This window comes from Pseudomaricurvus sp. HS19, assembly GCF_009857815.1.
Lineage (GTDB): Bacteria > Pseudomonadota > Gammaproteobacteria > Pseudomonadales > Cellvibrionaceae > Pseudomaricurvus.
On record NZ_WVVW01000001.1, the window covers coordinates 1,258,809 to 1,272,285 of the forward strand.

Annotated in this window: 11 protein-coding genes and 1 tRNA gene; 4 read left to right on the top strand and 8 right to left on the bottom strand. The window is 58.5% G+C overall.

Translation table 11 applies throughout. The features are described from left to right. Nucleotides 1–271: 271 nt before the first annotated feature. A complete protein-coding gene (locus GSF27_RS05630) occupies nucleotides 272–1,189 on the top strand; it encodes a hypothetical protein (RefSeq protein ID WP_160966520.1) in 918 nt (305 codons plus the stop codon). 399 nt (nucleotides 1,190–1,588) lie between these two features. Here GSF27_RS05630 and GSF27_RS05635 read toward each other — a convergent pair whose 3' ends face one another. Genes GSF27_RS05635 through GSF27_RS05645 form a run of 3 tightly spaced genes read right to left on the bottom strand, consistent with a single transcriptional unit; the run spans nucleotide 1,589 to nucleotide 5,842 of the window. Next, nucleotides 1,589–2,920, bottom strand: coding sequence for a DUF1552 domain-containing protein (locus GSF27_RS05635; protein WP_160966522.1), 1,332 nt, complete (start codon nucleotides 2,918–2,920; stop codon nucleotides 1,589–1,591). Further along, entirely contained in the window at nucleotides 2,917–4,620 is a 1,704-nt protein-coding gene (locus tag GSF27_RS05640; RefSeq protein WP_160966524.1) for a DUF1800 family protein, read from the bottom strand. The genes GSF27_RS05635 and GSF27_RS05640 overlap by 4 nt, the downstream gene beginning before the upstream one ends. Further along, on the bottom strand, nucleotides 4,610–5,842 hold the full coding sequence (locus GSF27_RS05645) for a hypothetical protein (protein ID WP_160966526.1): 1,233 nt from the start codon (nucleotides 5,840–5,842) through the stop codon (nucleotides 4,610–4,612). The genes GSF27_RS05640 and GSF27_RS05645 overlap by 11 nt, the downstream gene beginning before the upstream one ends. Before the next feature lie 209 nt (nucleotides 5,843–6,051). Between GSF27_RS05645 and GSF27_RS05650 the strand changes: the two genes are divergently transcribed. From GSF27_RS05650 to GSF27_RS05660, 3 genes are all read left to right on the top strand, one after another. Next, nucleotides 6,052–6,657, top strand: a complete 606-nt coding sequence (locus tag GSF27_RS05650) for a TetR/AcrR family transcriptional regulator (RefSeq protein ID WP_160966528.1) — start codon at nucleotides 6,052–6,054, stop codon at nucleotides 6,655–6,657. Between the two features lie 79 nt (nucleotides 6,658–6,736). Beyond that, on the top strand, nucleotides 6,737–8,011 hold the full coding sequence (locus GSF27_RS05655) for a cytochrome c (protein WP_160966530.1): 1,275 nt from the start codon (nucleotides 6,737–6,739) through the stop codon (nucleotides 8,009–8,011). A 157-nt stretch (nucleotides 8,012–8,168) separates the two neighbouring features. Beyond that, the gene (locus GSF27_RS05660; protein WP_370462581.1) at nucleotides 8,169–8,531 is read left to right on the top strand and encodes a VOC family protein; all 363 of its coding nucleotides are present in this window, start codon (nucleotides 8,169–8,171) and stop codon (nucleotides 8,529–8,531) included. Between the two features lie 79 nt (nucleotides 8,532–8,610). Here GSF27_RS05660 and GSF27_RS05665 read toward each other — a convergent pair. The 5 genes from GSF27_RS05665 to pheS form a co-directional block, all read right to left on the bottom strand. Continuing rightward, a tRNA-Pro gene (locus GSF27_RS05665) sits at nucleotides 8,611–8,687 on the bottom strand. Nucleotides 8,688–8,785: 98 nt separating this feature from the next. Then, a complete protein-coding gene (locus GSF27_RS05670) occupies nucleotides 8,786–9,145 on the bottom strand; it encodes a MerR family transcriptional regulator (RefSeq protein WP_160966534.1) in 360 nt (119 codons plus the stop codon). Then, nucleotides 9,126–9,428 carry an integration host factor subunit alpha gene (gene ihfA, locus GSF27_RS05675; RefSeq protein WP_160966536.1) on the bottom strand — a complete coding sequence of 101 codons (303 nt, stop codon included), beginning with the start codon at nucleotides 9,426–9,428 and terminating at the stop codon, nucleotides 9,126–9,128. Before ihfA ends, GSF27_RS05670 begins: the two co-directional genes overlap by 20 nt. Before the next feature lie 26 nt (nucleotides 9,429–9,454). Beyond that, nucleotides 9,455–11,854 carry a phenylalanine--tRNA ligase subunit beta gene (gene pheT / locus GSF27_RS05680; protein WP_160966538.1) on the bottom strand — a complete coding sequence of 800 codons (2,400 nt, stop codon included), beginning with the start codon at nucleotides 11,852–11,854 and terminating at the stop codon, nucleotides 9,455–9,457. Between the two features lie 452 nt (nucleotides 11,855–12,306). Further along, entirely contained in the window at nucleotides 12,307–13,299 is a 993-nt protein-coding gene (gene pheS, locus GSF27_RS05685; RefSeq protein ID WP_160966540.1) for a phenylalanine--tRNA ligase subunit alpha, read from the bottom strand. Nucleotides 13,300–13,477: the final 178 nt, after the last annotated feature.

The following is a 13,477-nucleotide window of genomic DNA, read 5'->3' on the forward strand; positions in this document are numbered from 1 at the left end:
GTCGATCTGCACCACTTCCACACAAGTACTGAAAGTAAAAAAAAACACCAGCAAAAAAAGGTGAATGCACAGACCACTCAACTGCCCAAGAATGAACTAACGACATCTCACCAATCAGGAACAAGGCGAATCACAAACCGCTTTCTTCAAACTGAAGAACGGCTACAATAATCCCGAAAACCGGGAGCCCAGCAACACCTGTGAAGCCCTGTCCCACGCGGCCTCTGCCACACCGGCATACAAGCGCCAAGGATGGTTAACCAACAACCCTATGACACTTCAAGAGTTTTCCATCAAACAGCGGGTTCCCCGCAAACGGCTACTGCTGAAAGGCAGGGTCAGCTGGCGTCAAGGTTATTTTGATTTCTATGAGAAAAAGCGCCTATCCAGCCTCACGGATGTCAAGTTTATCCGTGACGACACTTTACTCGTGGCTCACCGGGCGGCGGCGCGCCTGTATCTGGTTGATATCAGCCAAACCAATCACAGAATTATTTCGGAACTGGAGATTGCTGATCCGGGATCAAAACGCGGTTTCTTGCATCCCGACCTGATGACGATGCACAGGGACAGCATCTATATCTCCTCCTTTACGGATCGGGTAGCAAAAGTTCGTATTCATGGAAATCAGTTAATACTCGAGGAAGTTAAAAGCCTCAGTGCCGACAGATACCACGGCTGTTATGCCGATCAGGAGACGCTCCTGCTGGGCCCCATCCACACAGATCAGATCCCCTGTATAGACTATACAAGCGGCAAGACTGAATACCTGACCTACAACAATTTCGGTGAACGCCGGATCAAGACCCTTGGTCGCCATGAAGAACTCTATGTCACGGGGCAAGACATCAAGTGGCACAAGGGGGAAACCGGCTACAGCTATTTTTCCCTGTATGAGAGAGCAGCCAATGCCCTGCTCCTGCTGGATGAAGCCAGTTTTATTCATACTCAAACAGATGGCCACGTCTACGTTCGTGATAAGGGTGTGCACCTGATTACCCTTCAGGACGGGGCAGACAATTGTGGCTACATCGTCAGTTTTGGGGTTGAGAACAGGAAGCTCAAATTGATCAGAAAAACCAAAGTGGCTGACTTTCCTCACGGCATTGACGTCTGTGGTGACCGGGTGGCCTATACACTCTACTCAACGAGCTCGGTCGTACTGGCACCACTGACCGATTTCACCTGATCTAAAGCCGTCCGGTTCACCGCTGGCCGGAGCCTGGCCCGTTGTTGTGTGCACGCCGGAAGTGCCCGTTGTCAGATGCTGGCATCGGCCGCCTTGCGAACCCGGCCAGCCCGGAAAGCAGACACATAATTGGGTCCAAGCGTACCGCACCTCCGATCCCACAGGGGTCGTGTACCCACCGTAAATACCTTTGAAAAAACGATGATGCTGATCGTGAAAGGTGGCCGTAATAAGCCACTTGGTCAACCAGCTCTTGTTCCACCACTTGGTTAGAAATTCATAACCGGTGTGCACATACAGCCCGATGATGATGTTGCACGGACCAATCAGGGACATGCTCTCCTTGTGCAATGTCAGAGTCGCCGTAAACTACGGTAAATGGCTCCTTTCAGGCCACGGTCAGGACAACAGGTCGGTTACCGTGCGGTTGGTCTCCATCGACAGCGCCCCCCACTTCTCCACCTGTACGCCCATCGCCTGCTGCACCGTCAAACCCACGCGGGTGATCGGGTCGGCAGCACCGGCGAGATGGAAACCGGTTTTCACCCGACCACCGCCGCTGCCGGCGATCATGATCGGAATGCCCTCTACCGCGTGCGACTTGGCGATGGAACAGTCGGAATGCGCCAACACAAGACAATTGTCCAGCAAGGTGCCGTCGCCTTCCGGAATGGCGGATACGGCGTCGAGAAAATCCCGCCAGGCCAACATGCTCTGCTGCGCAAACCAGGCCACGTCTTTCTGATAGCCGAGAACCTTGTCATCAGGCTCTTCATGGGTCAGGGTATGGTGGGTCGTGGTAGCCCCCGGGCGCCTCAGGTTTGACGCCGTATCAGACAACAACACATTAAATACCTGGGTCTGGTTGCACTGCAGTGCCCTGGCCAGCAGGCCGGCCATCAGTTTGTGATTTTCCATCACATTACCCATCTCTGAATCCAGCGACGTTTCCGGTGGCGCGTCCGGCATCACAAAACCGCGCACCGGTGCCGGCGGCTCCAGTTGCAGTGCCAGCTGCTGCTCCAGCTGCCGCAGGGACGTGAAGTATTCATTCAGTCGCTGACGATCTGCAGCCCCAACCTGCTTCATCAGTTTGCGACGCTCGTCGCCCACTGCAGACAGCACACTCTGCCGTACCATCACTTCGGTGTCCGGCGTAAAGGTCATGGCGTTAGGATCCTGAAAGCCCTCCCCGAAAATGCGTTGGTACAACGCCAGCGGGGAGACCTCACTGGGATTAGCGGAGCCCGCCGCCCGGTAGGAGTAGGAACGCTGCACCCCCGAGGTGCTCAGCTCCAGCGAACGAAAGCGCGTAGCGGTACCGATCTGATCCCCAATTAATACATCCAGCGTGGGTGCTTTCACATTTTCATTGGGTACCGGCACGCCGGTGCGCAAACCGAGGCAGCCGGTGACGTGGGGTTTGTTGGGCACACCATCGAGCTTTACATCGAAGCCGCTGAGAATGGCCAGTTGGTCGCGGTAGGCCTCCACCGGCTTCAGATGCTCGGGCATGGCGTAGTCGCGACCAGTGGTGGTGGGCACCCACAACTCCGGAATAAATCCGCACCCCCAGATCCAGGTACCGAAGCGCACCGGCAAGCGCGCACCGGTAGCGGCAAACGCCTTGCCATTGGTATCCAGGAAGCAATCCAGTAGCGGCAGGGCGACGCCCACACCAATGCCCTGCAGCGCACCGCGTAACAGCGTACGACGATTGAATTTTTTCATGAGCGAACCCCTTTCTCAGTGACTGCACTGGCATGTTCTGTGGTGACGCCGTGCCCGGAGTCCGGGTCGATGGCAAAAAAGTTTTTGCTCAGGGCAATGGTGCGCATCAGTTCCGGCACCCGATAGCCGCTGTCAACAAAGCGGGCGATCAGGTAATCCATGTAAGCGCGCTCGTCCCAGACGGTGTCGCGGCCCACCGCGAAGCGGTAGAGCTTCTCCACCACACAGCGTGGGGTTTCCGGGTGATCGTGCAGCGCCTGCGCGAGACCGTCCACATCATCAAACTGAGGGCCGTCCAGTGAACCACTGCTGTCGATCAGCGCACCGTTTTCGTGGGTGCGGTAGCTACCCAGACCGTCGTAGTTCTCCAGCGTCAGGCCCGCCGGGTCCATGATCTTATGGCAACCGGCACAGGAGGGTTCGGTGCGGTGCGCAGTGAGACGATCGCGGGCGGTGGGCATGGCCTGATTGGACGGGTCCTGCACCACCGCAAAGTTAACGTTGGCGGGCGGATCCGGCACCTCCTGGCAGAGGAAGATATCGCGTATGGCCAGGCCCCGCAGTGTCGGCGATGAGCGCCCCGGATGCGAATGCAGCGCCAGAAAATCGATATTGGACTGGATGCCTGCACGATGACTGCCAAGGGGGTATTCCGTCTCTTCCCAGCCGTTGCGGGTCACCACCGGCAGGCGGTAGACAATGCCCAGCGGCCGGGTGAGAAAGGTTTTGCGGGTGGTAAACAGCTCGCGATAGTCACCCTGCTGTGTAATCAGGTGATCCACAATAGTACGTAGGGTTTGCTCGCGGGCGTCGGCCGCCACCTGGGAGTTAAAGGCCGGGTAAATGCTCGGGTCCTTGGCCAGATCGTCAAACAGGTCGTATTGCAGCATGTCGGCAAAAAACGCTCGCACCGCCGCCTCAAAACGCGGCGAGGCTATCAGGCGCTCCACCTGCTGCTGCAAACCGGTCGCTGTATCCAGCTCGCCCGCGCCAGCAGCGCGTAACAGCTCGCGATCCGGTGTTGAATTGGTGAGGAAATAACTGAGTCGTGAGGCTTTGGACCAGGCATCCAGCTGTTGCCGGCCCGCGTCTGTCGCACTCTTATTAGTACGCTCGATGCGCAACAGAAAATCCGGCGCCATCAACAGCCCTACCAGGGCGTGCTTCACGCCGGCGTAAAAGCTGTGCAGCTGCTCACTGGCCTGCTGTGCCGCACCGAGGTATTTTTCCTGTTCTGCTTCGGTCAACGGTCGCCGGAACAACAACAAACCATAGTCATCGATAATACGAGCCGCACACTGGCCATCAAACACAGCCTCATCCTGCGGCTGACAGGACAGCAAGCTATTGCGCTTCTCCTCTGATACCACCGCCGCTGCCACGGATCGTGCAGCAGCGTCGTATTGCTCGATACTGAATGGCGACACACCGGCCTCACCGGTGCCGATGGCCAATAGCCCCTCGGCGCGCAGCTCGCGTTCGAAACGGGCCGCCACCGGTATGTCCGCACCAAAGATATCAGCGATGGTGGCCCGGTATTGCGACTCCGTAAGACGCCGCATCACCGTGGGCCCGCCCACCGGGTCGGGCTCGAGCGCGCCGGACTGACCGCGGTCACAGCCGCTTAACAGTGTCGCCAACAGCCCCACACACACCGCACCACTCTTTATCAACGGGAACCGCAGGTAATCAGTAAACATCGACACGCTCCGCTTTTTCCAGTTCGGCATTACTGGACGCCGTAACGGCATCCACCACAAAGGCCGGGATTGCCTGCAAACGGTACTGGGTCGAGATGGATGTGCACTCCCCGCTGCGGCCATCGCAATCACCGTCAGCCAGCTGATGCAGGGCCTGCCAGCCACCGTTGCAGGTATGCCCCAACACAAACGCGGCACCGTTGGCGGTACCCAGGCGCAGCTTCAGCGGTCCCGGCTTACCGTCACCGCCGCGTCCACTGCGGTAGCCATATTGCATATCGTACATGGCCTCTATCGGCGTATAGCCCGCCAGGAAGCCCTGCAACCCTGCGTCATCGCCGAGCGTGACTTGCAGGCGCGCATGACGCAGCGGCCGCTCCAGGCGCAGACTGTTGACGATGGAGTGAAAACGGATATCCACGGGTTCGGTATACAGCACGCCATCGCGGATCACACCGCTGGTAGTGGCCCGGAAACGCGGATCCTGGTCCATGGCGTAAGTGGCAAAGCCCAGGGGCTCACGCGCAGCACTGAGCTGGATCGGATCGGCGTTAGCGTAGATACCCACAGTCACCGCATCGTCGTTATGCAGATCATCAATGCCTTCCAGCGTCACCAGGATGCCCCAGGCACCCGTCAGCATCTCGGTACCGAAGGTGTTGGAGGGCCCGGTGGACTGGAACGAGCGACTGCAACCCACCACCCGATAAAACTGATTATCGATACCACGTACACCCTCCGGGCTGGTGAAATCATCCGCCGGATAGTCGCCGCTGTCGGCACCCTTGCCATCCAGATCGACACCATCAACCGGAATGTCGGAGCGGGTCACGGTACGGAAATGAGGATCGGCTGGTGCCGCCTCGGGATGCAGGCACACATTGTTGCCATCGGGCAGTGTTGCCAGCGCAGCCACGGCCTGACGAACCCGGGCGGTATAAGCGGCGTCCGGCTCCCCCGGCTGCTGCCGTCCATCTGGCTCGAGCGCGTAAATTTCAGCCAGGTTTTTTGCCATGCCCCGGGGACAGGTACCCGCTTCGTCTGCGTCTGGCCCGAGCACATAGGAGAATGTTGTTACCACAAACCCGGCACGGCCGTTGTACACCGCCAGAGAAGCCGGAGGATCAGCCAGCGCGGCCGACTGCCATAGGCCTGGCACCAGGGTAAGGGCGGTTGCTATCAGCCTGCCAAAGGGCCTGCCGATACGATGGGATTTTTTCATTATTGTTTTTGCCGTAATCACTGTATTCGTTACCTGCAGCCTGAAGCTGACCGCAGAACCACAATTACTAACTGTAGTGTTAGAATTATTCTGACACCCCTGTTAGAATTGTCAACCAGTCAGCTGCAGTGCCCTGCCCCCACCCTGTAAATATTGGTTAAGGCCACGCACTACAGCAGCTCCAGATACCACAGACGGATACCCAAGCCATGGCCCGAACCCCTAGCGTGAGCGACGAAGAGATACTCAAAACAGGACAGGAAGTGCTCTCCGAGCGCGGCGCCAGCGCGTTTTCCATCACCGAAGTCGCCAAGCGGGTTGGACTCTCCCGCGCCGCCATTATCCTGCGCTATGAAAGTACCGACGCCCTTAAAGAGCTGCTGGTCGAACGGGGCGTACAGCGTTTTATCCAGCAACTGGGCACCCTGCCCAAGGAACCGGGTGGCGACAGCCTGCTCGCCATCGCCGGCTTTATCGGCCGCCATTTGGGCTCCCGCCGCGGCTCATCGGCGTTCTTTTCTGATCACTCGGACAAAATCAAAAACGGTGAGCTGGCCAAACTGGAATGGAAACGCGGCCAGGCGCTGCGGCAGGCGATTCTGGAGGTACTGCCACCCACGGCCATCAGCGCCGAATCTGCCGCCGCGGCCTTTGCCGCCCACCTGACCGGCAGCATATTTGCCTGGCTCTCCAGTGAGCATCCAAATGCCGAACTTTACCTGGGAGAGCGCACCCGGGAGTGGCTCACGCTGGCGGGTATTCCCTGTCCGGGCGCAACCCCCGTAACGGTATCGGACACAGCAACAGAGAGCTGAGCCTGCGCTAAAAGCTCACCCGACAACCCGTTTGCAATCCCGAAATTACGTTCCATAAAAACAATAATACGGAGGCTTGATGGCCCGTTTAACCCGGAAATATGTCGCTGCCCTGGCGGCAGTGAGCGTAGTCACAGCAATCGCTACCCTGATGTTGAAGTACCCCGACAGCGGCAACGCCCCGGCACCGCAGCTGAACACCCTGGGCGCCAGCGCCGAACAAGGCGAATACCTGGCCCGCGCCGGTAACTGTTCCAGCTGCCACACCACCCAGGACAACAAACCCTACGCCGGCGGTGTGGAGTTCAAGACCCCGTTTGGCACCCTCTACTCCACCAACATTTCCAGCGACAAGGAGACCGGCATTGGCGCCTGGAGCTTCGCCGATTTTTACCGTTCCATGAAACACGGCATCCGTCCCGATGGCAGTCATCTCTACCCCGCCTTCCCCTACACCGCCTTTGCCAAACTGTCGGACACTGACATCGGCTCGCTCTATCTGTACCTGCAAACCCTGGCCCCCGTGAACAGTCCGGCACCGCTCAACGAACTGAATTTTCCGTTTAATTGGCGGCCGCTGCTGAGCCTCTGGAAAGGGCTGTTTCACAACCCTGAGGCGTATGTTGCCGACAACAGCAAATCGGAAGAATGGAACCGCGGTGCTTACCTGGTAGAGGGCCCGGGACACTGCGGTGCCTGTCACACCCCCCGCAATTTGATGGGTGCAGAACAGGCCGGCCTCGCGCTGACCGGCGGCGTCTATCTGGATAAAACCAAGCTCGGTCACTACCGCAGCTGGTCGGCAGTTAACCTGACACCGGCCGACACGGGCCTCAGCAGCTGGAGCGCCGATGACATCAGCGGCTATTTGAAAACCGGACTCACCAACCGTTCGGTGGTGCACGGCCCCATGAACGAAGTGATCCTGAACTCCACCAGCCATCTGACCGAGTCCGATACCCGCGCCATTGCCACCTACCTGCAAGGCATACCTGCCAATTCCCAGCCCACCGGGCCGGCACCCGATGCCGAAAGACTGGCCGAGGGCGAAGTGGTCTACACAGTGCACTGTGGCTCCTGCCATCTCCCCGACGGGCTGGGCGATCCGATCCTGGGGTTACCACTGGCCGGTAACGCCATCGTCAATGCGCCGGACCCGTCATCACTGATCAATGTCATCCTCTACGGACCACACCTGCCACCGGCACCGTTTATTGCCGATCGCTCCCGCATGAAGATGATGGGAAAACGTTTGTCAGATGCCGATGTAGCAGCTGTCAGTACCTATCTGCGTAACAGCTTTGGCAATCGCGCCAGCGCCGTCACCCCGCAGCAAGTCAACATACAACGCTGAGCACCACAACCGGATGACGAATCCAACTGACCTGCGGAGAATACACATGAAAAACCGGCTGCTATTAATGATGAGCGGAGCAATAGGCGCCTGGGTTGCGAGCGCACCCGCCGCTCAAACTGATACCGTGACAGCCATGAGCCTGATGGGGGCATCCATGCCCTGTGCCGACTTCAGACGCTCCACAGACTTTTACACCCGGGGCCTGGGAATGACAGCAACCGCCGGTGCAGGCCCCAACGAACTGGTACTGCAATTCCCCGGTGGCGGCGCCGTGTTGCTGTGCCAAAAGCCGGTAGACACAGACAACACCCTGCCCTCACGCTACGGCACTTCGCGGCTGACTATTCTGGTGCCGGACCTCAAAGCCCTGGAGAAACAACTGACCGCTTCCGGTTACCCACTCCCCGAACCCATCAAAGTGCTGCCGCAATACAAAGTGGCCATCACTCACATCACCGATCCCGATGGCAACCAGCTGGAACTGTACAGAGGGGTGAAATCCGGCAGTAAGCGATAACCTGCTGCCGGGCCGGGCAACTACGCAGGTGACTAAAACGCAAAAGGCCACCCGATTGGGTGGCCTTTTGCGTTTAATATGGTCGGAGTGGCCGGATTTGAACCGACGACCACCACACCCCCAGTGTGGTGCGCTACCAGGCTGCGCTACACTCCGAAATCGCTGGATAACCCGTTGATTTCTATTGGGTTAACCGTAAAAAGCGAGGTGTGCATCATACCCAAAACGGGTTGGATTGCAAGTGATTTGTCGACTCAGGGACGATTGAGAACGACCAGCAACTCTTCCAGCTCGCTGATCATTTGCGCCACCAGCTGGGAGAACTGGGAGGCGTCCTGTTGGGCGTGCTCACCGCTCATCTGCTGACGGGCACCACCGATGGTGAAACCCTGATCGTAGAGCAGTGCGCGGATCTGGCGGATGGTGATTACATCCTGACGCTGGTAGTAACGGCGGTTGCCACGGCGCTTTACCGGTGTCAGTTGCGGAAACTCCTGCTCCCAATAACGCAGTACGTGAGGTTTTACCGCACAGAGCTCGCTGACTTCGCCGATGGTGAAATAGCGTTTGCCGGGGATGACCGGCAGCTCGTCGTTATTGGTTGGTTCCAGCATGATTTTCTACTCGAGCCTTGAGTTTTTGTCCTGGCCGGAAGGTAACAACCCTTCTGGCTGAGATGGGGATCTCTTCGCCGGTTTTGGGGTTTCTGCCAGGACGTGACGTTTTATCGCGCAGGTCGAAGTTGCCAAAGCCCGACAACTTGACCGGCTCATTATTTTCCAGGGCTGTCCTGATCTCTTCAAAGAAGAGCTCTACCAGCTCCTTGGCCTCACGCTTGTTGAAACCAAGCTCCTCGTAGAGCATTTCCGCTAAGTCCGCTTTGGTCAGCGCCGCCATGGCTAATGGCCTCTGTCTGCCCCGTATTACCGCAGGGAAGCGTTAAATGATTCCTCCAGAGATTTAACCACCGCATCCATAGAGGCATTAATTTCGTCCTCAGTCAGAGTGCGTGAAACATGCTGAAAGGTCAAGCCCATGGCGACACTTTTTCTATGTGGATCAATGCCTTTGCCCACATATACGTCAAAAACCTTTAACTCAGAAAGGTTGATTCCAGCGCCACTGCGAACCGCCTTTTCCAGCTCCAGAACCGGTACCGTCTGATCCACCACCACGGCGATATCACGGCGCACTGCCGGGAAACGGGAGAGTGGGCGGAACTCCGGCAGGCGGGCATTGGCAATGGCGGAGCGGCTGATCTCGAACAGGTAGGCTGCCTGTGGCAAATCCAGCTGCTTCTGGATCTGCGGGTGCAGGGTACCCACATAGCCCACAGGCTCACCGTTACTCAGCAGTACTGCGGTCTGGCCTGGGTGCAGCGCGGGATGCTCGCCGGCAGCAAATTCAAAGCGCTGCTTGTCTGCCACCAGCTCCAGTACGGACTCCAGGTCGCCCTTGATGTCGAAGAAGTCCACCGGCTCGGCTTTGCCGGTCCAGCTCTCTTCCAGGCGGCCGCCGTAGATCAGGCCTGCCAGCATAGGCTCCTGCTTGAGGTTGGCGACGCCCTCCCCTTCAGGAACGAAACGCAGGCCGCTCTCGAACAGGCGCACACGGCCCTGCTGGCGGTTGAGGTTGTACTGCAAAGCGCCCAGCAGGCCAGCCCACAGGCTGGTGCGCATCACTGCCAGGTCGGCGCTGATGGGGTTCTGCAACGGCACAGGCTCTACCGCCGGCTCCAGCAACGCCTGCATTTTGGGATCCACAAAACTGTAGGTGATGGCTTCCTGATAACCGCGCGCCACCAGCTGGGCACGCACCGCGCGCAGGCCGAGTTTGGCCTCCTGATGAGCAGGGATGGTCATATCCAGCGCCGGACTTGTGGTGGGCAGGTTGTTGTAGCCGTAAACCCGGGCCAGCTCTTCCAGCAGGTCTTCTTCAATACTGATGTCAAAGCGGTAGCTGGGCACCTTGAAGCGCCAGCCGCTGTCGGCCTTGACGGTCATTTCCAGACCCAGGCGGGTGAGGATATCCACCACCTCGTCGTCCTTCATGGAGAAACCAAGGCCACTCTTGATGCGGCTGCGACGCAGGGAGACTTCTTTCTCTTTCGGGCAGTGTTCGTTTTCCACCAGGGTAACCGGACCTGGCTCACCACCAACAATATCTAACAGTAGCTGGGTGGCACGCTCGATGGCCACTTCCTGCAGCTTGTAGTCCACGCCGCGCTCAAAACGGTGGGAGGAGTCGGTGTGCAGGCCGTAGCTGCGGGCACGACCGGTAATGGCAATGGGGCTGAAGAAGGCGCTCTCGAGGAAGATGTCTTTGGTGGTGTCGCTTACCGCCGTGTCATCGCCACCCATAATGCCGGCCATGGCCACAGCGTTGTCGTCGTCGGCAATGACCAGTACGTCTTCGCGCAGTTTGACAGTCTGGCCGTCCAGCAGCTTCAGCTCTTCACCGGCTTCGGCCATACGCGCCTGCACACCACCACTCAGAGTGGCCAGGTCAAAGGCGTGCATGGGCTGACCCAGCTCCAGCAGTACGTAGTTGGTGACATCTACCACCGCGTCAATGGTACGCAGACCGGAACGACGCAGCCGCTCCTGCATCCACAGCGGGGTTGGCTTGCTGACATCCACACCGCGGATCACACGGCCGGCGTAACGGGCACAGGCCTCGCCGGCGTTGAGGGAGACCTTCAGCGTGTCGTCAATAGTCGCCGCCACCGGTTTGATCACTGGTGGTTTCAGGTCCACACGGTTGAGTACCGCCACATCGCGGGCAATGCCGCGAATGGAGAAGCAGTCACTGCGGTTGGGAGTCAGGTCCACCTCAATACTCTGGTCATTCAGACCCAGGTATTCGATCAGGTCGGTGCCCACCGGTGCATCGGCTGGCAGCTCCCACAGGCCATCGTCATCTTCACCAAGCTGCAGTTCGGTCTGGGCGCAGAGCATGCCGAAGGATTCCACACCGCGCAGCTTGGCCTTTTTGATCTTGAAAGGCTTGCCGTCTTCACCGGGAGGCAGGCTGGCACCTACGGTGGCAAACGGGATTTTGATACCCGGACGGGCGTTGGGCGCGCCGCACACCACCTGGCAGATCTCGTCGCCATTGCCGGCCACCTTGCAGACACGCAGCTTGTCGGCGTCCGGATGCTGCTCGGCTTCCAGAATTTCGCCCACAACCACGCCGGTGAGCTCCGGTGCCACCGCTTCCACACCGTCAACTTCCAGGCCGGCCATGGTGATCTGTGCCACCAGGGCTTCACTTGTCAGCTTGGGACTTACCCACTCTCGCAACCACTTTTCGCTAAATTTCATCGAACCGTTTCTTCCAAATTTAAGTATGCCGCTTGCAGCATATGCATTGAATTTGTCTTTACTGCCTCAGCCCCGTCGTTGCGAGCGCAGCGTGGCAACCTATGCTCACTCCGGGCCAGAATCTGTGCCACACATGGATTGCTTCGTGGCTTAAAGCCCCTACTCCTGGCCCTGCGCTCCTCGCAATGACGGTCCACGTCGTTGCGAGCGCAGCGTGGCAACCCATGTTCACTTCGAACCCGAATCTGTGCCACACATGGATTGCTTCGTCCCTGCGTTCCTCGCAATGACGGTTCACGTCGTTGCGAGCGCAGCGCGGCAACCCATGTTCACTCCGGACCCAAATCTGTGCCACACGTGGATGGCCCAAGCCACCCTCTCTTGCCCCCGGGCAATTCACCTTGTTGCTTCGTCCCTGCGTTCCTCGCAATGACGGGCAATTTATCTGCGACTTACCGGAACTGCTTGAGGAACTTCAGGTCGTTCTCGAAGAACATACGCAGGTCGTTCACGCCGTAGCGCAGCATGGCCAGACGCTCAACGCCAAGGCCAAAGGCAAAGCCTGTGTACTGCTGCGGGTCGATACCGCTGGAGGTCAGTACGTTCGGGTGCACCATGCCGCAGCCGCCTACTTCCAGCCAACCGGTCTTGCTGGACTCCCACTGAATGTCGAACTCCGCAGATGGCTCGGTAAACGGGAAGAAGGAGGGGCGGAAGCGCACTTCCAGATCCTCTTTCTCAAAGAAGGAGCGCAGGAAGCCAACGATGGTGCCTTTCAGGTCGGCAAAGCTCACCTCTTTATCAATAACCAGACCCTCCACCTGATGGAACATCGGGGTGTGGGTCAGGTCGGAGTCGCAGCGATACACGCGGCCCGGACAGATGATGTAGATGGGCGGCTCCTGGGTCTCCATGGTACGCACCTGCACCGGCGAGGTGTGGGTACGCAGCACGTGGTCTTCGTCGATGTAGAATGTGTCGTGCATGGCACGCGCCGGGTGGTGCGCGGGAATATTGAGGGCATCGAAGTTGTGGTAGTTGTCTTCGATTTCAGGGCCCTGCTCTACCTTGTAGCCCACGGAGGAGAAGATTGCCTCGATGCGATCCAGGGTTCGGGTTACCGGATGCAGGCCACCGGTGCTCTGGCCACGACCGGGCAGGGTTACGTCCACCGTCTCTGCCGCCAGTTTGGCGTTGATGGCTGCCTGCTCCATGTCGTTCTTGCGCAGGGAGATCTGCTCCTGCACCTTGTCTTTGGCCTCATTGATTTTGGCTCCCGCTGCCGGACGCTCCTCGGCAGACAACTTGCCGAGGCTCTTCAGCAGCGCGGTGATCTGGCCCTTCTTGCCCAGATACTCCACCCGCACATGGTCCAGCGCCTCGAGATCCTGTGCCTCGGCCACCAGTTTGAGCGCTTCTTCAGTCAGCGCAGCCAGGTTTTCCATGCAAAACTCCAAATAGGGTTTAACCAAGTCTGTTCACGACAGATGACCAGCAGATGACCAACGCTGATAAGCTGTCGTGAGCAGACTGAATTGTGGCGCCGGAGTGCCGTGAGGAGGTGCTTAACGGTACGCGGGAGCCAGAAAACAAAAAGGGAGGTGCTGAACTACAGCCCTCCCC

What these genes read in the sequence shown, in the direction of transcription:
- GSF27_RS05630 (WP_160966520.1), top strand. Translation starts at nt 272, where the DNA reads ATGACACTTCAAGAGTTTTCCATCAAACAGCGGGTTCCCCGCAAACGG.
- GSF27_RS05635 (WP_160966522.1), bottom strand. Translation starts at nt 2,920, where the DNA reads ATGAAAAAATTCAATCGTCGTACGCTGTTACGCGGTGCGCTGCAGGGC.
- GSF27_RS05640 (WP_160966524.1), bottom strand. Translation starts at nt 4,620, where the DNA reads ATGTTTACTGATTACCTGCGGTTCCCGTTGATAAAGAGTGGTGCGGTG.
- GSF27_RS05645 (WP_160966526.1), bottom strand. Translation starts at nt 5,842, where the DNA reads ATGAAAAAATCCCATCGTATCGGCAGGCCCTTTGGCAGGCTGATAGCA.
- GSF27_RS05650 (WP_160966528.1), top strand. Translation starts at nt 6,052, where the DNA reads ATGGCCCGAACCCCTAGCGTGAGCGACGAAGAGATACTCAAAACAGGA.
- GSF27_RS05655 (WP_160966530.1), top strand. Translation starts at nt 6,737, where the DNA reads ATGGCCCGTTTAACCCGGAAATATGTCGCTGCCCTGGCGGCAGTGAGC.
- GSF27_RS05660 (WP_370462581.1), top strand. Translation starts at nt 8,169, where the DNA reads ATGCCCTGTGCCGACTTCAGACGCTCCACAGACTTTTACACCCGGGGC.
- GSF27_RS05670 (WP_160966534.1), bottom strand. Translation starts at nt 9,145, where the DNA reads ATGCTGGAACCAACCAATAACGACGAGCTGCCGGTCATCCCCGGCAAA.
- ihfA (WP_160966536.1), bottom strand. Translation starts at nt 9,428, where the DNA reads ATGGCGGCGCTGACCAAAGCGGACTTAGCGGAAATGCTCTACGAGGAG.
- pheT (WP_160966538.1), bottom strand. Translation starts at nt 11,854, where the DNA reads ATGAAATTTAGCGAAAAGTGGTTGCGAGAGTGGGTAAGTCCCAAGCTG.
- pheS (WP_160966540.1), bottom strand. Translation starts at nt 13,299, where the DNA reads ATGGAAAACCTGGCTGCGCTGACTGAAGAAGCGCTCAAACTGGTGGCC.